The organism is Actinospineispora spinosispora DSM 44797, from assembly GCF_000429025.1.
Lineage (GTDB): Bacteria > Actinomycetota > Actinomycetes > Mycobacteriales > Pseudonocardiaceae > Pseudonocardia > Pseudonocardia spinosispora.
Genome location: NZ_AUBB01000032.1, coordinates 67,180 through 91,819 on the forward strand (window position 1 = coordinate 67,180; position 24,640 = coordinate 91,819).

General features: G+C 71.9%; 1 protein-coding gene (cut by a window edge). It reads left to right on the forward strand.

The window, feature by feature from the left end; translation table 11 throughout:
- On the forward strand, nucleotides 1-24,617 hold the 3' portion of the coding sequence (locus G406_RS47315; RefSeq protein ID WP_156934928.1) for a preprotein translocase subunit SecA. It extends 19,660 nt beyond the left edge of the window; only the last 24,617 of its 44,277 coding nucleotides appear in the window; the start codon falls outside the window, past its left edge; it ends in the stop codon at nucleotides 24,615-24,617.
- Nucleotides 24,618-24,640: the final 23 nt, after the last annotated feature.

The window sequence follows — 24,640 nt, forward strand, 5'->3', positions numbered from 1 at the left end:
CGGACCTGGCCGCCCGGCACGGTAAGAGCCTCGCCGAGATCGACGCCGCCCTCGATGGCTTCGAGGCCGCCAAGGGCCTCGGCCACGACATCCGCACCGAGCAGTCGGAGCGGGAGAACGCCGTCGCGGGTCTCGACGAGAACACCGGGAACGTGTGGACGACGGTCCGTGACCACCTGCGCGCCGTCCAGGAGACGCTGCACCCCGCCGAGAAGGCGATGTGGAACGGTGAGGACCGCATCGAGGAACTCGCCGACCACCTGCCCGACACCCTCACCCCATTGCAGTGGGCGACGATCTACCGGACCCTGGTCGAGGCCGGCGTCACCTCGATCGCCCGGTTCGACGACCTGCACACCGACGAACTCATCGCGCTCGGGCTGTCCAAGAAGCAGATCGAGGCCCTGCGCTCGGCGTTCATGGAGTTCCGCGACGGCCGGCCGGACGGCACCCTGTCCCGGCCGGTCGGGGTGGACGGCTCGCAGCTGGAGGCCCGCCGCCAGCTGGTCGACACCGCCGACTGGGGCCACCGCGAACTGGTGACCGCGCTGGCACTGGCCGCCGGTCTGCCGGTGCCCGCCGACGAGGACATCACCGGTGAGGCACTCGATGCGCTGCGGTCGGCCAACGGGCTCGACCGGTTGGCTCTGCTCACCGCGGGCGTGGGCGCCCTCGGGGTCACCCACGCCGAGACCGCGATGATCGCCACCTTCGCCGGTGTCGGTGTCGGTGTGAACACCTCACCGGCTCTGCGTCGCCAGGCGCGGGCCGCGCTGCTGGTGCTGGACGCGCGGGTCAACGCCGCTCACGGGGAGCTTCCGCGCAAGGAGACGGACAGCACCGACCCGCGCGCCGGGCAGGTACGCCGGACCCGGCGCGCGGCCGCGGTGTTCACCGGCGCCACTCTCACTGTGGCGGGCGGTGGCATCGCGCTGGCCGGCCTGCCGTTCGGTTCGGCGGCACTGCTCCCGGGTGCGCTGACCGCGGCGCTGGTCACGCTGATGTTGCGGCCGCACCGGGGCCCCAGCAACAGCCGTGGCCCCCCGATGGTCACCGTGCTGCTCACGGCGGCGAAGAACCTGCCGACCGTGGTCATCGCCGGCGCGCCCATCGCGCTGGTGTTCGGAACGGGCCCGGCCGCCGTCGCGGCGACCGGCGCACTCATCGGCCTGACCATCAAGGGTTTGGAGACCTCCTGGACCGGCCGAGTCGGCCCGGCGCGTCAGGCGCTGCTCCCGGTCCTGCTGACCGGGACCGGGCTGGCACTGCTCGCGGTGCCCGGCGCCGCGATGGTGACCGCGACCGTGGCGAGCTTCGCGGCGGTCTCGTTCGTCGTCGGCGCGGTCGGCCGGGGCGGCGCCACCGTCTTCTACGCGTTGAGCCGGACGGGCAAGGCTCGCACCGGAACGACCGCGGTCAGCCGGGGCGGCGCGATCGCCGACATGGACAGCGGCGAGGCCCGCGACCAGCTGCTCCCGGTGATCGACGAGGTGCTGGAGCACGTCCGCGCGCTGACCGGCGCGGAGTTCCCGAACCTCGTCGGTGCTGAGCACAGCGACCTGGTCCGGATCACCGACGAGAACCTGCTCGGTGGCACCCTGGTCGGCTTCGGCTACCGGCCCGGCACCACCACCGACGGCGCCGTGATCCTCGTCCCGGCGCACATCGCATCTCTGGTCGACCGGCTGATCGAGCTCGACCCGTCGGTCGCCGACTGGTGGCAGCGGTTCCTCGGCCACGAGTGGGACTTCCACATCAATGGCGACCTGCACACCGGCCCCGAGCACGACCGTCACGCCGGCGACCTGCTGAAGGAGCTGCGGGCGAAGGCGCGGGCGGCCGGGCTGCTCCCGCCCGGTTCGCCGAAGCGGCGCGGGCCGGGCGCGCTGGGCAAGGGCCTCGGCGTGGTGATCGGTGCCTTGACCCTGTGGTCCCACGGGGCGACCGGTCATGGGCCGGTGGCCAACGCCGCCCCGATGGGCGGCGGCCAGGGTGCGCCGCTCGACGCGGGCTGGAGTTCTCAGGACCTCCTGCAGGTCGGCGTCGGCGTGGTCGTCGTCGCGGCGGGGGTGGTGCTGGCAATCCGGGCGCTGACCGGCGGTGAGACGATCCGCGCGCCGACATGGCTGAGGAGGAACACCACCGGCGGCGGCGCAGCGGCCACAGCCGGCGGAGTGCCGCTGCGGCGGATGGGCGCACCTGAGCACCGCGAGACCCTCAAGGGCGGCAAGAGGACGCTGAAGGTCGTCCTGGTCGAGATCGACGGGCAGCGGTACGTGCTCAAGCGCGGCAGGACAGCGAAGTACCCGGTGGTCGAGGTCGCGGCGAACCTGCAGTTCCGGCTGCTCGGTGGGCTGGCGCCGGTGATGCGTCTGGTGCTGGCCGAGATGCCGATCGAGTACGACGGCAAGTTGCTCGCGGACCAGGGCGACCTGATGGTGCTGAGCGACGTTGTGACCGGAACCGATCACAACGAATGGTGGGACCTCGAGCGTGAAGACCGCGACGACGTCTTCGACCAGCTCACGGCAACGCTCGTGGCGAACGCCCTCTCCGGCAACTGGGACGGGACGTCGCCGAGCAACGCGATGGTCGACGAGCACGGCCAGGCCGTGCAGATCGACTTCGACCTGGTCGACCGCTTCTGGCTGAACCACGAGTTCGACCCCTACGCGCTGAACCCGTTCATGCAGGGGTTCGTCCCGGACGGCTCGCTGGAGAGCTACCTGCGGGTCATCGTGGCGTCGGACCCCGCCATCTACGGCCGGCTGAGGGTGGACGAGGTCCTCACCCAGCTGCGTGACGTGTTCAGCCGCCGGGACACCCTGCTGGCGACGTCGGTCGACGACGCCGCGTATCAGCGCACGCTGGCCGACCTCGCGTGGATCGCCTCGGTGCTGGCCGCCGCCGACGCACACCAGCCACAGCCGCTCGGTGCCGCGCTGACCCGGACACTGGCCGAGGCAGCCGACTTCATCCGCGACAGCGGCGAAGGTTCCGGGTTCGGTGACCGTGCCCGCCGCGACCGGTACCGGGCCGAGATGGTCGCGCGGGCGGATGCCTTCACCGGCTCGTTCACCTCGGGCGGAACGATCGAGAACCTCGACGCGGCCGGACTCGCCGAACGGCTCGCCCACGGTTCGGTCAGCGTGCACGACGTCGACGTCGAGACCGGTCAGGTGACGGCCAGCGTCGACAACGGCGGTCAGAACACGCCGAAGCGGCGTGGGCCGGGCGCACTGGGCAAGGGCCTCGGCGTGGTGATCGGCGCGCTGACCCTGTGGCTCTACGGGGCGACCGGCCCGGGATCGGTGGCCCAGGCCAGCCCGATGCACGGCGCCCAGAGTGCTCCGCTCGACACGGGCTGGGGCCTCGCCACCGGGCTCGCGGTCGCTGGGCTGGCGGTGGCGACCGGTGTCCAGCTGGTGCCGCTGGCCAGGGCATGGGCGCCGGCGTGGCTGCGATTCCTGGCCGACGGCCAGCTGACCCGTCTGGATCAGGTCGAGCTCCCCGCGCGCGTTCGTGACGACCTGAACCGGCTCGTCGCCCAGGGCCGCCTCGACGACGCCGGGCTGGGTGACCTGCTGAAGCTGGGTTCCTGGAAGGGCCCAGCCGCGGCCGGAGCGATCACCGGGTTCGCCAAGCAACACGGTCTGGACTGGACGAAGGGGGAGAAGCAGCGGCTGCGTGCGGCGCTGAGGCTGCTTCCCTCCGGCGAGCTGGGCCGGGCGGCCGGTGCACGGTCGGTGCTGGGCCGGTTGGGCTGGCTGGCGGCCGAGCACCGGGGCGGTGTCTGGACGGTCGCCGTTGGCGCCGGTGTGGGCGGGATCGTTGCCACCGTGGCCCTGGGTGGGACGCAGGTCGTGGTGCTGTCGGCGGCGGCGGGTGCACTGGCGCAGCTGGTGCGCGGTGCCATCGGCAGTTTCCGAGGCACGCGGTGGGTGGCCGGCTGGTCGGCGAGCGCGGTGGCCGGGTTGTTCGTGGTGGTGGCGCTGACCCGAGGGGTCAGTGTCGACACCAACATGGCCGCTGTCGCCCCGAGCGTGGGGGTGTGGGCGATCGGCGCCGCGGTGCTGACGGCGGTCGCGCATGCGGCGACCGCGATCCACTTCGAGATACCGTCCTCGACCAGCACCTGGACCGGTCATCAGGGCCAGAACCCTCGGCATTGGGGCTGGTGGTCGGTGGGTCTGACCGGGCTGGTCACCACAGTGGTCGGCGTCGGGTTCGCCATCGTCGACTTCGGCCTCGGCCACTCGACCGCGGGCCCGGTCAGCGTGACGATCTCGGTGGCCACGATGGCGTCGATGGGCCTGGGCGTGGCCTACCAGACCCACCACATGTTCCGGCAGGACACGTTGGGCCGGGAGAACAACCAGGCGCACGAGCGCATCGGTCTGCTGTTGCACGACCTGGCGCTCGCCGCGTACGGGATCAACAGCCTCGCGGTGAACTCGCCGACGCTGTTCGCGGTCGGCGCGGCCGCACTCGGGTTGATGATGATCGCCTGGTCGATCGCCCCACGCGCCCCGCCGGGCGCTCAGCGTGACGGCGCGATCTTCGGGTTCACCGCGCTGGTCAGCGTCGTGGGCATCGTGGCCGGGCTGGTGGCCTGGCGGTACACGGGCAGCTACGCGTGGCTGGCCGGATCGGCCACCGCGGCTGAGGTTGTGGTGCTCGGCGCCGGTTGGGCGGTGCACCGTTGGTTCTCCGACGCGGCCCTGGAGTTCGGTCTTCGGGTGCGGGTCGGTGTCGCCTTCGTGCGGGCGACGGTCGACGACTGGAGTTGGTCGCTCTACTCCCTCGGCACTCGGCTGCTGGGCGCGTTGCCGAAACTGGCCGCGCGGGCAGCGGTGGTGCTGGGCACGACGGCCACCACCCTGCTCCTGGTCGCGGCCCCCGCCCACGCCGAGGACGGCACGGGCTGGACGCCCGGTTCGCACGGGTGGATCGTCACCGGGCTGGCCGTGGCGATCGGCGCCCAGCTGCTGCCGCTCGCCAGGATGTGGGCGCCGTCCTGGCTGCGGTTCCTGGGCAACGGCCAGCTGACCCGCCTCGCCCGGACCGACGTGCCCGCCACGGTGACCGACGACCTGAACCGGCTGGTCGCCCAGGGCCGCCTCAGCGATGCCGGGCTGCGTGACCTGTTGAAGCTGGGTACCTGGAAGGGGCCGGCCGCCGCCGGGGCGATCACCGAGTTCGTCAAGAGCCACGGTCTGGACTGGTCCAAGGGTGAGCGCACGCGGCTGCGCAGGGCGCTCACGACGCTTCCGGACGGGCAGCCGGGCACCGCGGCCGCCGTGCGCGCGGCGCTCGGCCGGCTGGGTTGGCTGACGGCCGAGCACAAGGTGGCCGTCTGGACCGTCGGGGTGGGTGCCGGCGTGGGTGCGATCGTCGCCACCATCGTGCTCGGCGGGTCGCAGGTATGGGTGTTGTCCGCCGCGGCCGGTGCGACGGCGCAGCTGGTGCGAGGAGTCATCGGTAGCTTCCGCAACACCCGGTGGGTGGCCGGCTGGTCGGCGAGCGCGGTGGCCGGGTTGTTCGTGGCCGTGGCGTTGACCCGGGGCATCAGCGTCGACACCAACATGGCGGCGACGTTCACGAGCGCGGGTCTGTGGGCGATCGGTGGTGCACTGCTCACGGCGGTCGCGCATGCGGCGACGGCGATCCACTTCGAGATCGCGTCCTCGACGATGACGTGGACCGGGCACAAGGGTCAGAACCTTCGCCACTGGGGCTGGTGGTCGGTCGGGCTGACCGGCCTGGTCACCACGGTGGTCGGTGTCGCATTCTCGATCATCGACTTCGGTCTCGGCCACTCCACCGCGGGCCCGCTGAGCGTGACGATCTCGGTGGCCACGATGGCCTCGATGGGCCTGGGCGTCGCTTACCAGACCCATCACATGTTCCGGCAGGACGTCCTGGGCCGGGAGAACAACCAGGCCCATGAACGCATCGGCCTGCTGTTGCACGACCTGGCGCTCGCCGCGTACGGGATCAACAGTCTCGCGGTCAACTCACCGGCACTGTTCGCGGTCAGCGCCGCGACGCTGGGTCTGCTGATGATCGCGTGGTCGATCGCGCCACGTGCCCCACCGGGGACGAACCGCGACGGCGCGGTCTTCGGGTTCACCGCACTGGCGAACGTGGTGGGCATCGTCGCCGGGCTGGTGGCCTGGCGGTACACGGGTAGCTACGCCTGGCTGGCCGGGTCGATCACCGTGGCCGAGGTCGTGGTGCTCGGTGGCGGTTGGGTCGTGCACCGTTGGTTCTCCGACGCGGCCCTGGAGTTCGGTCTTCGGGTGCGGGTCGGTGTCGCCTTCGTGCGGGCGACGGTCGACGACTGGAGCTGGTCGCTCTACAGCCTCGGCCTCCGCGTGTTGGGCGCGTTGCCGAAACTGGCCGCGCGGGCAGCGGTGGTGCTGGGCACGACCGCGGCGACCCTGCTCCTGGCCGCGGCCCCCGCCCATGCCGTAGACGGCACGGTGTCGACCGGGTGGATTCACGACGCCGCCCAGACCGGCATCGGTGTGGTGACGGTCGCGGCCGGTGCGGTGCTGGCGATCCGGACGCTGGCCGGCGGCAGGACGATTCGCGCACCGACATGGGTGCGCCAGGTGGGCACGCGGCTCGGCTCGATCGCCCGCACCGTCGGCCGCTACCTCGCCGCCGGCGTCGCCACCGGGCTGCTGGTGGCGACCTTCACCCTGTCCTCCTGGACCGGCTCGACGCCGGCCCAGGCACACGCCGCCACGTCGTACAGCGTCTCGACGCAGACTCAGCACGCCCCGGTGATGGGCGTCAAGGTCGCGTTCACCGGCGCCGAGGGTGACACGGTGCAGACCGCGATGGACGCGCTCACGGTGAGCTTCGCCCAGTTCAACGCGGCCAACGGTGGCAGGTTCACCAGCCCGGGCGACTCGATCGCCGGCACGGAGGTGTTCACACCGGAGAGCTGGACCGGTGTGTGGATCGCCCAGCGTGCCGAGTACCGGGGCGTCGAGTACTCCGACTCGCGGTCGAAGATCCTCGAGATCCGGTTCGGCGACCACGCCGCCTACGTCACCGAGATCAGCGGCCTGCGCAACCCCGGCCACCTGGAGGTAGGCGACACCGTCAGGGTCAAGACCCCGCCCCCGGCCAAGCCCGGGCACGACCCGGCCAAGCCGGGCGAGAAGCCGACCAAACCGGGCGACCCGACCCCGTCGGCCACCCCGACGCAGTCGCCGACCCCGTCGGCCACCCCGAGCCACACCCCGACGCCGGACACCTCCGCGACGCCGACCACCACCCCGACCGGTACGCCGGACAACAAGGGGCCCCCGACGGTCGAACCGTCCGATCACCAGACGCCGTGGACAGTGCTGAGGACCATCGCGGGGATCGCGCTCGTACTGGCGGGCGCGCTCACCGGTCTGCGCGCGCTGCTGCGGCAACACGGCCTGACCGTGCGGGAGGGCCTGAGCAAGGCGGGCGCGTGGCTGCGCACCCCGGACGGTCGTCTCGGCATCGCCACGGGCCTCGCCGTGGTGGCGACCAGCGCGAGCGGGTTCGCGCTGCCGCTGACGTTGGCAGGCGCGTTTGTCATGTTCGCGATGCGCGGTCTGATCGGCACCGCCCGCGCGCTGGTGACGATTCCGGCACCACTCGCCAAGGTGCTGGACGTGCTGGTCGCGGGGACCTGGCTGGTCAACCTCTACATCCACCTGCCCGCGACATTCGCCAGCGGCGGACTGCCCGCCTGGGTCAACGGGTTCTTCACCGCGGCGGACCTGCTGTTCCTGGTGGCCGCCCTCCCGGCGGCGCTGGCCGCGTTCGGCAAGAAGCTGACGCTGCCCGACGCGCTGGCCGACGGCGCCGGGCTGGCGTCGTTCCCGACGATCACCGTCGCCGCCGGTCTGCTCGGTGTACAGCTGGGGCTGGCACACATGTGGGTGGCCCTCGTGCCGATCGTGACGCTGACCGCCGCGTTCGCGTTCCTGTCCGGGGTGAAGCTGCACGCGGCGCACACCCGCCGGCCGTTGTCCGCGCCGAGGGCGTCGGCGGTCAAGCGTGCCGGTGGGTTCGGCGCGTTCTCGCTGATGACCTACGGCCTGGTGCGGCTGTGGATGGACTTCCCGCTGACCGCGAGCATCACCACCACCGTGATGGCAGGTGCGCTCGCGGTGCTGATGTGGGCGATCGGGCGCCGAGGACCTCCGCCCACTGCTCCGGTGAAACCGACGGGTTCCTGGCTGGAGCGCAACACCGCATGGCGTGACGGGTTCTCCGCCGGTCATCGACGGGCGTTCCTGTCGGTGGTGTCGGCGAGCATCGGCGTGGTGCTGTCCGGGCTGTACGCGACCCGGGGTTTGACCGAGGCCGCTGGAATGGCCGAGGGGACGATGTTCGCGCAGGCCCTGTGGGGCAACGTGGCCGGCATCTTCACCGTCGCGATGGTGTTCGACTACCTGCCCCGGCGTGGGCGGATGGCGACGGTCATGGCGCTGTCGGCGGCGACCTACGTGGCGCTGGCGCTGGTGTCCGGGCCGGGCGCGTTCCTGGCGGCGTCGTTCGCGGTGGGTTTCGTGGCCTCCATGTGGATCAAGATGTTCATCCAGGCCGACGACTGGCTGGTGGAGTCGAAGGAGGCACGTAAGGCAGCGGGTGAGCCGGTGAACCGGCCGGCGACGCTGCTAGCGATGCTGGGCCTGGGGCTGGCGGCGGCGTTGGCGACGACGCTGGCGATGCAGAGTGTGTTGATCCACGCCGGGTTGGACGCGACGGTGCTGGTCACCGCCGCGCTGGCCGGCCTCCTGGCGGTCGGGCTGTGGCTCACCACGCCGTCGCAGCCCGTTACGGACGCGGAGTCGTCCGACTCGACGAAGAACTCGTTCCGGACGGTGGTCCTGTCGATGTTCGTGTGGCCGCTGCTGTCGCTGCGCGACCGGTTCGTCGCGGCGGTCATCGCGACCTATGTGTTCTCGGCGATGATGCTGGGCTCGTTCGACGAGCTGTGGCCGAGGGCGTTGGAGCACGCGCACGCACCCGGCTGGCTGGCGGTGGCGCTCAACTACGGGCTGATCGCCGGGGACGTGTTCATCGTGGTGATCTCGCTGCTGGGCGACCGGGCCAGCAGAAAGAGCGGCTCGGAGGTGGACTTCCTGGAGTCCAAGCCGCGCCAGTTCACCTTGGGCATGGCGTCGGTGATGGCGTTCGGTGCGCTCAGCGTGGCGTTCACCGAGCACGTGATCGGCGACCCGACGGTGGGCATCGTCATCAACTCGGTCGCCGGTGAGGCCGGATCGGTCGGGATGATCGTCGCGGTCACCGCGCTGCTGCGCGGCCACTTCAAGGCACAGGCCGCCGAGCTCGTCGCCAAGGGCATGAAGGCGAGCGAGGCCGCCGCGCTGACGAAGCAACGTGACAAGGCGGCGAACAGCCTGGCCCAGCAGCTCAAGGCTCTGGCGATGGTCGTGCTAGGCGCTGAGCTGGCCGGCGACACCTGGAAGGGTCTGACCGCGGTGCTGCCGTCGGGCTGGGCGGGTGTGTCGATCCAGATCGCCGCTGCCGGTAGCGCGATGCTGGCCTCGGCGATCCTGGTCTTCCGGATGGGCCGGACCGCCGGTGACGGCCCCACCACCTCGACGAGTCTGGTGCAGCGGGCCAAGCATCTGCTGCGGTGGATTCGCGGACCCACCTCGCCGGTGGTTCGCGGGTGGGCCTGGCTGGTGTCGGCCCAGGGCCGTTGGTCGGCCCTGGTGGCCGGGATCATCGCCGGTGCCGTGGCGTCCGGGGTGTTGTTGCCCTCGGTGTTGGCGCCGCTGTCGCCGGTGACGGCGACGGTGGCCGGCGCGTTGGCCGCCGGGTTCACCGGGTTTGCGGTGCGGGGCGCGGTGAACCTGGCGACGAAGGTCCTCGGCTGGGGTACGACCGGTCGCTGGCCGGCGATCGCGGCGGTGACCATCGCGGTGTCGTGGTGGGTCAACCTGGTGGTGCACACCGTGGGGATCGGCCACACCTCCGGTCTGGCGCTGGTGACCAACCTGGTGTTCGCGGTGGCGGACGGGTTGTTCTTGATGGGCGCGGTGCCGGCGGCGTTGACGGCGCTGTTCAAGGCTCCGGTGCTGACCGGGAAGCTGTGGGCGCGTGCGGCGCTGGTGTCGTTCCCGACGATCACGGTGGCGGCGGTGCTGCTGGGCGTGCAGCTGGCCATGACCGGGTTGTGGCTGGGTGTGGCGCCGATCGCGGTGCTGGCCGTGTCGTTCGGGTACGTGTCGCTATCGGGTCTGTCGGTGGCGGCGGGCAGGGCGGCGTGGCGGTTCGCCGGACCGGCCGGCGCCGTGGGTGCCGCGCAGCTGGCGTACTACGGGGTGCTGCGTCTGGCGCTGGACTACCCGGGTACGGCGGTGATCACGGCGGCGACGCTGGGTGCGGTGGGGACGTTGCTGTGGAGCATCTCCCGCCGAGGGCCACCGATCCAGGCGCTGGTCATCACCGGCCTGATCATGTCCGCGCCGCTGACCGTCGGATTCATGACGCCGCTGTCGCTGGCCGCCGCGTTCGTCGCGTTCGCACTGCGCGGACTCGTGGGTGTCCTCCGGGCGACGTCGGTGCCGATCCCGGCCTGGCTGTCCAGGACACTCGACGTGCTGGTCGCGGTCACCTGGCTGGTCAACCTGGCCGTCCACGGCCCGGCCATGTTCGCCGCGGACGGGCTGGCCGCCTGGGTCAACGGGCTCTTCGCCGCCGCGGACCTGCTGTTCCTGCTCGCCGCCGTCCCGGCTGGTCTCGCGGCACTCGGCGAGACGGCGGCGCTGCCCACCACGCTGGCCGAGAAGGCCGGTCTGGCGTCGTTCCCGACGATCACGGTCGCCGCCGCGCTGCTGGGTGTGCAGCTGGGGCTCGAACACATGTGGGTGGGCCTCGCTCCGATCGTGACTCTGACCGGCGCGTTCGCCTACGTGTCCTGGATGAAGCTGCGCGCCGCCTACACCGGGCAGCCGCTGTCGCCGGAGCGGACGTCGACGGTGAAGCATGCCGGCGGGTTCGGCGCGTTCTCGCTGATGACCTACGGCCTGGTGCGGCTGTGGATGGGTTTCCCGCTGACCGCGAGCATCACCACCACGGTGGTGGCCGGTGCGCTCGCGGTGCTGATGTGGGCGATCGGCCGACGGGGACCCCCGCCCGCTCCGGTTGCCGGGACCCCGTCGCCGACCACGCCGCCCGGTTCGTGGCTCGCGCGTAACACGACATGGCGGGACGGGTTCTCCACCGGTCACCGCCGGGTCTACCTGTCGTTGGTGTCGGCCGGTATCGGGGTCGTGCTGTCCGGGCTGTACGCGACGCGCGGCCTGACCCACGCCGCCGGTATGGCGGAAGGAACGATGTTCTCCCGGGCCTTGTGGGGCAACGTCGCTGGCATCTTCACCGCGGGCGTCCTGTTCGACTTCCTGCCCCGCCGTGCACGCATGGCGAGTGTCATGGCGCTGTCCGGCGTCGCCTACGCGCTGCTGGCGCTGGCGTCCGGTCCCGGGACGTTCCTGGCCGCGTCGTTCGCGCTCGGCTTCGTCGGGTCGTTGTGGATCAAGATGTTCCTCCAGGCCGAGGAATGGCTGGTGACGTCGAAACAAGCCCGCCAGGACGCGGGTGAGCAGGTGAAACGGCCGGCGACGCTGCTGGCGATGCTGGGCCTGGGGTTGGCGGTGGCGTTGGCCACGACACTGGCGATGCAGGACCTGCTGATCCACGTGGGGCTGGACACCACGGTGCTGGTCACCGCGGCGCTGGCCGGGACGATCGCGGTCGGGCTGTGGCTCACCACGCCGTCCCAGCCCGGTGAGGGGTCGGAACCGTTCACCTCGAAGAAGCAACTGCTGCTGTCGGTGGTCCTGTCGATGCTCGTGCGGCCGCTGCTGTCGCTGCGCGACCGGTTCGTCGCGGCGGTCATCGCGACCTACGTGTTCTCGGCGACGATGCTGGGCTCGTTCGACGAGCTGTGGCCGAAGGCGCTGGAGCAGGCGCATGCACCCGGCTGGCTGGCGGTCGTGCTCAACTACGGGCTGAGCACCGGTGAGGTGCTCGTCGTGACGATCTCGCTGCTGGGTGACCGGGCCAGCAGGCGCAGCGGTTCGACCGTCGACTTCCTGGAGGCCAAGCCCCGCCAGTTCGTACTGGGGATGGCGTCGCTGATGGCGTTCGGCGCGTTCAGCGTCGTGTTCACCCAGCACGTGATCGGCGACCCGACCGGCGGCATCGTCATCAACGCCGGCGCGGGCGAAGCCGGCGCGGTCGGGATGATCCTCGCGGTCAACATGCTGCTGCGCGGCCACTTCAAGGCCAAGGCTGCCGAGCTGGTCGCTCAGGGCATGGCCGAGGACGAGGCGTCGAAGAAGACGAAGCAGGAGGACCGCGCCGCGAACAACCTGGCCCAGCAGCTCAAGGCGCTGGCGATGGTGGCACTGGGTGCGCAGCTGGCGGGCGACACCTGGAAGGGCCTGACTTCCGTGCTTCCATCTGGCTGGGCGGGTGTGTCGATCCAGATCGCGGTCGCCGGTGGGTTGATGTTGGCGGCGGCGACCCTGGTGTTCCGGATGGGCCGCGCCACCGGTGATGGTTCCGCCACCTCGACGAGCCTGGTGGAGCGGGCCAAGCACCTGCTGCGGTGGATTCGCGGACCCACCGGACGCAAGGTCACGGCCACCGTCCTCGCCGCCGGCCTCATCGGGCTGGGTGTGGCGGTCGCACCGAACCTGCCGTTGCTGTTCGCCGGCCTCGGCGCGGGCGTCGGCGTCGGTCTGGTCATCGGGTTCTTCGGAGCCGGCGGCGCGCTGGTCACCATCCCGGCGCTGACGTTCCTCTTCGGCCAGAGCTCGACACACGCCGCGGCCGGCAGCCTGGTCATCGTCGGTGCCGCCGCGCTGATCAACACCTGGCACGGCTGGCGCAAGGGCGAGCTGAACCTGAAGGTCGGTGCCTGGGTCGGCGGGTTCGGCTCGCTGACCGCGCTCGCATCCGGCTTCTTCGCCGTGCAGCTCAACCCGCAGAGCCTGCAGCTCGGGCTGGTCGCGCTGATGGGCACGGCCGCGGTGATGATGTGGCGCGGAGGTTCCCCGCACCCGGGCACGTTCGTCGACGGCCGGACCCAGATCGTCCGGCTCGTGGCGATCGGCCTCGGCGCCGGAGTCCTCACCGGTCTGCTCGGCGTCGGTGGTGCGTTCCTCGTGGCGCCGGCACTGGTACTCGCCCGGGTCACCGACATCAGGACGGCGACCGCGACGGTGGTCATGGTCACCGCGATCAACTCACTGTCCGGGCTAGGCCCCCGGGTCGGGCAGCTGGCCGCGCTCGACTGGAACCTCATCGGTCCGTTCGCCGTCGCCGCGGTCGTCGCCGGTCTGGTCGGTAAGCGGCTGAAGAACACGCTGTCCGTCACCGGGCTGCAGCGCGGTTTCGCCGGGTTCCTCACCGTGGTCGCCGGCTACACGACCTTCCAGGCGCTGAGCATCCTCGTCGGCTCCACGCTGATCGCGGGCCTGGGCGCGGGCGCGGTAGTGGCCGCGATGGTGATCGCGGCCAAGCCCGACCTGCTGCGCCACGCAGGCAGCTGGATTCGTGGTCCTACCGCGCTCCCGACCGTGCTGTGGGTGGCGATGGCCGGGGTATTCGTGCACGCCGTGGCCGGGCCGGTGGCGTGGTTGTTCTCCCCGGGTGCCCCGTCGGTGGCGGGGACGCCGGTGGCGCACTGGCTGGTCACCGGCGCCGTGGCGGCCATGGTGACGGCCGGGTTCTTCGGGGTGCGGGGCTGGCAGCGGGCCAGGGCGGCCGCCGAGGAGGGCGAGGAGCACGAGCACTCGCACGGTTCGCTGGATCCGGAGATCGCCCGGTCGAAGCCGGCCACCAGGGTGATGTTGCTGTCGCTGGGTCTGCTGGCGGTGACCGCCGGGCTGCAGGCGTTGCTGACCACCCTGCTCGGACTGGACAGCGCCGCTCTGGAAGGCGATATCTGGCACAACCTGGGCGATGCGTTCACCGCGGTGCCGGTGATCGCGGCGTTGAACTTCGCGCGGGTCGCGGCGGCGAACCCGGCCGGTCTGCGCTGGCTGACCGGCTGGGTCGGGTCGACGCAGCGGGCGGACCGCGCGTCGTTGTGGGCGGTGGTCGGCGCGATCGTGGTCTCGGCGGGCCTGGTCGCCGTCGAGGCGATCGAGCGGATCGTGCACCCGGAGCCGATCCACGACCTGGGCGGGGTCGTGACGGTCGCTCTGGTGGGTGCGGCGCTCAACGAGCTGGTCGCGCAGATCAGGCTGCGCCAGGGCAAGGCGTTGGGCATTCAGGCGTTGCAGGCCGAGGGACACCACGCCCGGATCGACGCGCAGGTCAGCGTCGGCGTGGTCGTCGCCGCGGTGGTGGGTACCGGTTTCGGTGCCCTCGCCCGGGTCACCGATGGTGCGCTGGCCGCTGCCCTGTCCTGGCTGGCTTCCTACACGGATCCGATCGTGGCCGCCGGTGTGGTGTGGCTGATCCTGCACACCGCGTGGGAGACCGTCGAAGGTATCCGTGGGCCGGTCGGTGAGCTGCGCGGCACCATGGTCGAGGCCGACAAGCTCACCGGTACCGACCGGGACGACGCGATCCGCGCCGCGGTCGTCGAAGCGGTCGAGGTCGACGGGTTGTCGGTGCGCGCAACCGCGAAGATGACCGGCCTGACCCAGGCCGAAGTGCTGGCCATCGTCCCGGGCGCCGCGTCGACCACCCGCATCCCGCACGCGGTGACCGCCGCGTGGAAGTGGCTGGCCACCCAGCAGGCCCGCCTGTCGATGGCGGTGGCCGGGGCCATCGCAAGCGCGGCCGCGACCGGCGCGCTGCTGCCGGCGGCGCTGCCGGACGCAGTGGCGGTGACGACCACGGTGTTCGTCGCCACCGGATTCGGGTTCGCCGGGTTCGCGGTGCGCGGCGTGGTGAACCTGGCGACCAAGGTCCTCGGCTGGGGCACCACCGGCCGGTGGCCGGCGATCCTGTCGGCGACCGTCGCGGCGACGTGGTGGGTGAACCTCGTGGTGCACACCCTCGGCGCTTTCCACACCTCCGGTCTGGCGTTGGTGGTCAACGTGCTGTTCGCGGTCGCCGACGCACTGTTCATGGTGGGCGCCGTATCGGCGGCCCTGACCGCGGTACTCAAGAAGCCGGCGTTGACCGGGAGCTGGATGGACCGGGCCGCGCTGGCCTCGTTCCCGACGATCGCCGTGGCGGCCGGCCTGCTCGCCGTGCAGCTCGCCCTGCACTCCACCGGGTTGGGCGTTGCGCCGATCGTGCTGCTGACCGCCGCGTTCGGCTACGTCGGGCTGTCCGGGCTGTCCGCCGCGCGCGGCAACCCGGCATGGCGGTTCGCCGGGGCGGCCGGCGCGGTGGGCGCCGCGCAGCTGACGTTCTACGGGCTACTGCGGATGGCGCTGGACTACTCGGGCGCCGCGGTACTCACCGCCGCCGCGCTGGCCACACTCTGGGCACTGCTGTGGAGCATCCACCGACGCGGCCCGCCGCCGGCTACCAGCACGCCCACCCCCACCGCCCCGGCCGCCGGCGGGCCCACCGTCCCGACGGCCGTACCACCCGTTTCCCGGCGGGCGACCGGCACCGCGGCGGCGGTCCTCACGGCCTCGGTGCTCGGCATCCAGACGCTGCTCGGTTCGAGCACGGCCCACGCCGACACACTCGGGTCCGGTGTCGCGGCTGGGCAGGCCCTGTCGACCTGGACGGTGGTGACCGCCGCCCTGGTCGTGGTCACCGCGATCCTGGCGTGGTCGGCGCACCGGGTGCGGCCACCACTCGCCCAGATCAGCGCGGTGGTCGCCGGGGCAGGTGTGGTGCTGGCGGCGGGGTTGTGGCCGACGGTGACGAGCTTCGTCGGGTTCGTGGTGCGCGGGTCGGCCACGGTGGCGAGCCTCGTGGCGAAGCTGCCGCCGTGGGCGAAGACGGTGGTTGCGGTGCTGACGCCGGTGACGTGGCTGGGGCACGCCGCGATTCACCTGCCGGGGTTGTTGGGTGCGGCGCCGTTCGCTCTGGGTTTCTGGGTGAACGGGTTCTTCGCGGTGCTGGATGTGTCGCTGCTGGCGGTGTCGGGGACGGCGCTGCTGCGGGGCGGGCCGGACAAGGTGCCGGGTTGGCTGGACCGGTGGGCGAAGGTACGGATCGGGTTCCCGGCGCTGGTGGTGGCGTTGGTGCTGCTGGATGTGCAGCTGGCCGGGCAGGGTCTGTGGGCGGCGTTCGTGCCGATCGCGGTGATGGTCCCGTCGATGGGCTGGGTGACGCTGTCGGGTCTGCGCGGGTCGTTCGGGGGTAAGGCGTTCGCGGCCGTGAAGCCGATGCTGGTGACCGGCCAGTGGGCGTTGGCGACCTACGGCGTGGTGCGGTTGATGCCGTCCACCACGTGGTCGTGGGTCGCGTTGGGCGTGTCGGCGTTGGCTGGCCTGGTGACGGTGGCCTGGTCGATCTGGCCGCACGCACCTCCCGGCGGGCCCCGCGCTGGCGCGCTGTCCGACCAGCCGTACGACACGGCGTTGCTCGACGAACTCGAAGCGCGCATCGCCACCGGCGAGCTGACGCGCCGCGCCCCGTACACAGCGGAGCACGACCCGTCCAACCGGGAACGGGAGATCCTGGGCGAACAGTCCCGGGTCGAGCTGATGTCCCCGGCCGGATTCGACCCTCGGAACGAGGAGCTGCTGGCGGGTCTGATCGCGGTCACCCTCTCCGACGGGTCGGTGCTGCTCAACGAGCGGGTGGTCGCGGAGACAGCCGACATGGTCGAGCTCGCCGGCCAGATCTCCGCCGAGATGCGCGCCCGGGTACTCGCCGAGGTCCAGGCGTTCTGGGACCGGGTACTCGGACACGAGGCCAGGTTCCACCCACACGGCCCCGCCACGGACGCCGCGCACGAGCTGGACCGGCTCGACATCATCGACGACCTGCGTGACCTGCGCGGTGACCACGGCGCCCGAATCCTGCGGCTGGTGGAGGAGCTGAAAGCCGAGGTCCTCGGTGTCTCCCGCGAGCCGCGCGGCTTGGAGCCCGTGCCGGGCGACCCGGTCGAGGAACTGCTGGCGCGCTGGTACGCACAGGACCTGCGCGAGCTGACCGGCGCGACCGGCACGTGGCGCGAGGACCTGCTGGCTTCCCGGATCCGGGACCTGATGGTGTGGTGGTCGCTGCGCGGGGACGGCGCCCGGCTGCGCGACCAGCTGACGGAAGCTTCGGCGCTGGTCGAGCGGGTCGAATCGGCGAACGCCACGCTCCCCGGCTACGCGGGCATGCTGGCCACCGACCACCCGGCGACGCTCGCCCGGTTGGAGAGCGCCGCCCGACTCCGCCTCGACCGGCTCACGGCGCTGCTGGAGACCTCCGAACAGGGCGCTGGCGCGGCGGACATCCTCAACCTGGTCGAGCGGGAGGTCATCGAGGCCTACCAGTCGGTGGGCCTCATCTGGCCGTCCGAGACACACGGGGTCACCGTCGAGGCGTCGCTGACCGCCCTTGAGGACTGGGCGGCCCGGCTGGACGCCGTGTGGGCGATGCTGAGCGGTCTGACAGGTGCTGACCGGTTCGTCGGTGCGGTGGCGGATCTGAGGGAGAAGATCACCGAACGGCACGCCGCCATCGACCCGCTGGTCGCGGCCCCGGCGGCGGATCGGATCGTCGCCGTCCTCGGCCGCACGCCCGGCTCGGCCGTCCCGGTGGACCGCCTCGCGTGGCTGCTGGACCTGCGCATCGACGAGATCCGCGCGGCGGTCGCCCAGAGCCGCGAGCTGACCCTCGACGCCGGCACCGTCACGCTGACCACGCCCGGCACCGGCTGGCTGGGTGGCGCATTGAGCATCGCCGGGTTCGTGCTCGCCGGCGGGGCACTGCTGGCGGCACTCGCACTGTGGCGCGACCCGACGGCAGCGGCCGCGATGGTGCTGTTCCCGGCGAAGCGCCTCGCGGCACAGCGCACCGCGCTGGCCGACCCGAGCGGGCGGAGCCCACGCGCCGCCTCGACCAGCACCGACCGGCGGCCGGACACCGAGGCGGGTGACGAGTTCATCGGCCTGCCGCTCGAGGTGCTGGACATCGCCACGGTCGAGGCGATCGAGTCGCCCCTGTTCGTGGAGCGCAAGCCGAAGGTGCTGAAGGTCATCGACGGTTCCGGACGCGTGCTGCGTGTCAAGCACGCTCCTCGCGACGATCACCACCGGCTGGTGGACTGGGTGGCGATCTCGCTCGTCAACCGGCTGTTCGGTGTCCCGGTACCCCGCACCTGGCTGGCGATCGCCTCCGACGACGTGCGCTACGACTCGCCAGGTGGGCAGCGGTTACTGGTGGTGCGTGCCGGTGACGTCGTGGTCGTACAGGAGTCCCTGCCCGGCCGGGTGTCCCAGTTCGATGAGCTGGCCGCCTGGCTGCGGCATCTCGCGGGCAGGTTGCCCGCGGTGCTGGTGACCCGGGACATGGACGGCAGCCGACGACCCAACCTGCTGCTCGACCCCACCAGCCCGGCGGACCCACCCGCACAGTTCGACTTCGACCGGGGCCTGCCGAAGCTGACGGGGTCGCGCGATGCCGATGCCGGGCTGCTGATCAGCGGGAACTGGACGAACTTCGGGTTGCTGACCGCAGCGGACGTGCTGGCGTTGTTGTCACGCTCGCTGGGGTTGCGTGACGTGTTGTCGGCCGTCATGCCGAGCGAACGGTTGCGTGCCGAGATCCTCGCCGCGATGGACTGGATGGCCGGCCTGGTGTCGGCGAACGAGCTGCCCCGTGAGGTCCTCGTCGGCCTCGAACAGGCGCGGGAGGGGGCAGAGCGGAGCGCTACGTACTTCGGGTACCAGACGGTCAGCGGGTATGAGCCGCTCATCCCGCCGAGTGATCCTGGCCTGTGGGCGCCTCTACCTGGCGGGCAGCGGCGGCTGGTCGACGTCGATGAGCTGCGTCGGCTGCGGATCGCCCAGGGCCGTGAGGTCCAGGTCCACGATCACGGGCCGGACGGACGCTGGGACGTCACCGTGGGCCGCGGCGCATTCGTCGGCCGCAGCGGTCCGGCGGCGGCTGCGCGGGCAGCATTGCCGCTGGGCCTGCCGGTCCTGGGGTCGGACGGCCGCCCGACCGTGCTGCTCACAGCCGGCGTGATCGGGCTCGCCGTGATGGGTGCGGCGGTGCGGTGGAACCGCGCGGGCCGCACTTCGCTGTGGGGCCTGCCCGGTGAGCTGCTCCGGCACATCCGGACCTCCCGCGCGCTGTCTGCCCCACGCAGGTTCCCGCTGACCTGGCGGGGACGGTCGTTCACGGTGCTCACCGGCACCGCGCTGCTACTGGCGGCCGGTGCGCTGTGGGCGCCGGCCGCCGCCGCCGACCCGGGCCCTGTCCTCGTGGCCGCCGGCGAGCGCGGGCCCGCCGACTGGGTGAGCGTCGCGGTGGCGGTGGCGGTCATGACCTGGTGGTACCTCAGGGGCCCGCCGCGTCGCGCCCGTGCCGCGACGGCCGCGATCACAGCGGCCTACCGGGTCACGCTCGCCTACGCGGCACCGTTCGTGGTGAGGATCGCCCGTCGGATGCTGCCCGACTTCCGTTCCGACGCCGAGCAGGGCGGCGTGATCGTGTTCGTCGGCAGGGACGGCACGAGCCTCGGGATCGCGGTTCGGGAGCTGGACCACGAGCTGTGGCAGCAGCACACCACCGACGTGTTGCTGCCCCGCGCCCAGGTCGAGGCGGCGATGCTCGACGTCGAACAGCGCACCGGCGTCTCGTTCGCCCACCTCGACGGATTCCGCCGGACGCCCAGCAAGGTCGACCCGAGCAAGGTGCCCGGCGCGTTCGATCGACTGACCGACTACCTGCTCGGCATTGACGAGGACGCCCCGACCGACCAGCACGAGCCCGGTGACCAGCCCACCAGGCGCATCCGGATCCCGGTCGACACGCCCGGCGCGCGGGTGACCCTCGTCGACGTGGTCGGGTTCAAGGGCTCGATCCAGGTCATGCTCCAGGCCCTCTACCCGCATGTCGTCTTCCAGGGCCGCTACGGGTTCTACGGCCGGTTCCCGAGCGACCCCTATCCCGGCACCAAGCAGGGCTACGCGGTGCATCTCGACGATCCGAGGGGCACCGACAGCCTCAAGGGCCCGCTGCCGGCCGACCCGGAGCTGACGTTCGCGCACGAGCAGGCGATGCGGACGTTCGACATGCTCAGCGGGCCGTTGACCAGCCCGAGCGAGGTCGATGCCCAGGGTGCCGTGCAGTTGCCGCTGCATCTGGCGCCCGAGCCGCTGGACGGACTGAGCCCGGCCAGGATCGCCCGGGAGTACGCCGATCCCCGGGTACGCGAGCAGGTACAGCGGACCAACCTGGTCGCGGTCGCCGACTACGCACGGCGTACCGCGGAGAGGCTCGCCCGACACGATTCGAGCGTCGACCGGGAGCTCGACGCCGGCTTCGCCGCCTACACCGATCAGGTGCGGCGCTGGATCGACCACCACCACCCGGACCCGGCGTTCGCGCGGCTCGCCGACTCGTTCGTCCCGCGCGACGATCGACGCATCGTCCGCAAGATCGTGGCCGCGCTGCGTGCCACCGCGGCGAGCAGCACCCAGGAACGGCAGGTGTGGGAGCGGTTCGATCAGCTCAGGACGCTGCGGGGCAAGCAGGCCTTCGCGGACCTGGTGCAGCTGGACGACCACCGGTCGAGCAGGCTCCGCGCCGCCGTCCGCTGGTCGTTGCGGGTCGCTGTCCTCATGGCCGCGACGGCGTTGTTCGTCCTCCTCGGCCCGGCCGTCGCCGCTCAGGGAACGGCCACGAGTTCAGCCGATGTCATGGGGGTCGCGGCGCTGGCCATCCTGATGAAGTGGTGGCGGCCGAGGCACCCGGGAAACGTGGTGGTCGGGCTGGTCGCGGTGGGGACGCTCGTCGCGTTGCTGTGGCTGGGGCCGGATGCCGCGGCCGGGGTGTCCGGGGCGGCGATGGTGCCGCCGACCGGCGCGGACGGACCGGTGCGCCGGGCGCTGGACGCCGCCAGAGCCGTCACCCGGACAGTGCCGAGGGCGAAGCCGATCACCACGTACGACAGCGTGGCATCGGTACTCACGCTGCTCGCCCGAAACCCCGGGATGTCACTGGAGCAGCTGCGGGAGAGCGCACTGCCCGGTGAGCAAGCCGAGGTGCTGGTGACCCGGCTCGTGGCGAGTGGCCTGATCCGCCGCGGTTCGACCGGCCAGACCTACGGGCCGTTCGACTGGGTGACCGAGCTGATCCGGCGGGTCGAGGGAAGGGGGAAGGTCCCGGACGGGCCGCGGCGCGAGCTGCTGATCGAGCTGGACGTGCTGCTGTCCGCGCCGGGGGCATCCCGGTGGTCCGATGCGCGCTGGGAGCGGGTCGCCACGTTGATCGATCAGGTTCGGCGGCTGCCCGAGCTGAGATTGCCGCAACACGACACCAGCTACCTCGACGTCCTGCACCGGGTGGCCACCGAACCTGCCGGGTTGCCGACCGAGGAGCTGGCCGGCGCCCGGGAGCTGGAGCACGCTCGGCTGCTCAGCCGCGTGGGACGACCCGCGAGGTATCGGGTCAGCGGCGCCGGTCGCGTGCTGCTCGCCGAACTCGCCGAGGACGAGCACGACCCTCGGGCACGGGTGCTGCGCAGCCGGTCCGGCAGCAACAAGGACCAGGTCCGGACCCTGCGCCCAGCGACAGACCAGCGGTCCCTGCTCACCATGTTCGAGGCACTGCTGGACCTGGCGGGTACGTCGGGCCGCGCGGTGTCGGCGCGTGAGCTGACCGGCGTGACCGGGCTGAGCGAGCGCGCCATCCAGCTGCGGCTGGTGACGCTCGCCTGGTGGGGCGTCCTCGAGGTACACCACGCCAGCGGCGTCGGCTCGGACCCGCGCAGGCTGGTCTACCAGGTGTCCGAGCCGTTCGGCCAGCTGATCGTCGCGCTGCGCGACCCCGCCGGCCCGCAGCTGCGCGAGCTCGCCACCGTGCTCGGCCGTCCCGCCGCGTTGGGGGCGACCCGAGGCACCGAACGAATCCGGCAGGCGCTGCTCGCGGCGGCCCCGGGGCTGGTCGACGTCTCGACGAGAAGCCCACGCCTGCTGCTCGAGGTCGTCGAACGCACCGAGGGCCCGGTCACCACGGAGGTGGTGGCCGCCGCGACCGGGCTGGATGTGGACACCACCGCGCGCAGGCTCCGGCTGCTGAGCGAATGGGGACTGCTCGACGAGCACCATGGCACCTACACACTGAGTGCCCTGGGCACCTCGGTACTTGCCGGGACGCGGACGGTGCCCACCGCCGCGTGGATCGAGGTGCGCCGCCTGCTCGACGAACCGGCCGTCCACCCCGGCCGGGACCTCCCCGAGGAGCTCTACCTCGCGGTGTGGGACGCACTGAACTCGACCAGGGACGGCGGCGCGGTCGCGGTCCGCCGCCATGACGGCGTACCGCTGACGCTCACCGACAGCGAGTACGACGAGGTGCGTGCGGTGCTGGCGGACCCGCCGCCGGGCATGGTCGAGGCCGCCGCCGAGCAGATCGACCGGTTCCCGGGTGCGCGGCGCACCGTTGACGAGCTGACCCGAGTCTGGCGCTCGATGCGGCCCCGGCTGTATCTCGTCCCAGGGCTGAACGACGACCTGCCCGACCGGTTCGCGGTCCTGCTGTTCGTGGCGAGGGACCCGAAGAACCCGGCACGGAAAGCGGTGTTCGTCGATCCGCTGGTCCTCGCCGAGATGTCCCGGCTCACCACCCGTGAGCGGCGGCAGCTCGCCCAGCGGGAGTTGGCCCGGTTGCGGGGTATCCCGGAGCGGGAGGTGGCCGCGATGCCGCTCCCCGCGCCGGCGCGGTTGTTGCCGCTGGTCCCCGACCCGCTCACGGTCCGGCGGGCGCCGGTCCGCGCGGAGCTGCAGGTGTTCCTGCGGCGCACAGGGCACGCGTACGACGTGGTGCTGGCGAAGGTGGCCGATCACCATGGCAGCGACGCCGAGCGGATCGCGGAAGCGGGTGCCCTGCTGCACGGCGCGCGGCAGCGGGTCGAAGCACTGAACGCGATCGGCGCCCGCCCTGACGACGACGCGCAGCGCGAGATCACGGCACTGGAGTGGGTGCACTCCCTGTTGGCGGTCTGGAGATACGAGGGCCCGCTCGATCTGGAGTTCTGGGCCACCGCGCGCCAGGTGCTGGTCAGGAACGCGGACCTGCCTGCCTCGACGCGTGAGCTGGTGCTGTTGCTGCTGGCTCGCAACGTCCGCAGGACCTTCGCGGAGAGCCCCCCGACCGCATGGTGGTTCCTGGCGCAGCCGTTCTGGCCGGCAACCGCCGGCCGACAACCACGCTGGTTGGCCTCGTGGTGGCGCCGGGCATCGCATCGTGACCAGCTGGCCCTGATGGTCCTGGCCACCACCGTGGGGCAGCAGCCATGGCTGGTCGAGCTGCCGGGCAGCCGGCGGGCCTGGCGTCATGTGATCGACCAACTGCGGCTGTGGACGGAACCGGGGCTGAGACCTCTGCGCCAACCACTGCTCGAGCTGGTGGGTGACCAGCAGCCCTCGGCCTTACCGGCACCCGGTCTCCCCGAGCGCGGCGAGTTCCTGCTGGCCTGGATGGATCTCGCGCAGGTGGCGTCCCGGCGCGCAGCGATCCTGGCTCGGCTCGGCCGCCCTGACCCGGGCGCCGGCGATCTCGCCGCGTTGGCGCGGACGCTGCCGGCCAGAGGCCCGCCTCAGCGGGTGCGGCGCCTCCAGGACGAGGCCCTGACCGCGCAACGCGGTGTTGTCACCGCCGCGGGCGCCCTTGTCGGTGTCGACCTGACCGGCTATCCCACCTCGCGCATCGTCACCGGGTCGCCGCTGTGGAACGCGCTCGTGGAGAACCCGCTGCAGTCCAACGGCGAAGAGATGGCGCCGCCGTTGGCGGCCTATCTGGCAGCCCTGCGTGACGGCGGCGACAGCAGGACCGCGAAGAAGGCGTTCTGGCGCGTCGCCAGGGCGGGGTTGGCCGCGCAGCGGAGCGAACCGGTGCGCTTCGCCCACGAAGGAGCCCCCTCGGATGTGCCACACGTCGTCACGCGCCGGGTCAACGGCGTCGCCGAGCAGATCCGTGCACGTATCGGGGTCAGCGACGACCCGATCGAAAAGTTCAACATGGGCTATCCGGACCGGCACTGCCTCGACTGCGTCAGCGGTGCGATGGGCGCCCTCGCCGCCGACATGACCCTCTACCCGGAGCTGACGGTGCTGCGGATCTGGGCCGAAGAAGGACTGCGTCGAGGCCCGGAGCTAGCCCAGATCATCGTGCTGGTCACCGACGACCTCATCATCCCGATGGACCATCCGACCGCGGACAGGAGCCTGGATCTTGGCGACGGTATCGGCCGGTATCTGCTCGACTGGGCGGCCACGACCGAGCGGACCCTGCACAAGATCGTCGATCGGGAGGCACGGTACGACCCGGACCTTCTGCCCATCCCGGGGTTCGACCACCTCACTGCTCGGCCACTGACGGTGACCCTGCCCGGCAGCGGCTACGCGGCCTGGCTGGACGCACTCGGCGGGCTCGTCCTCATGCCGCACACGGTGACTGTGCTGACCCAAAGCCTCACGGGACCGGACGTGTGACTCACGCACGCCGCGGGCCAGGG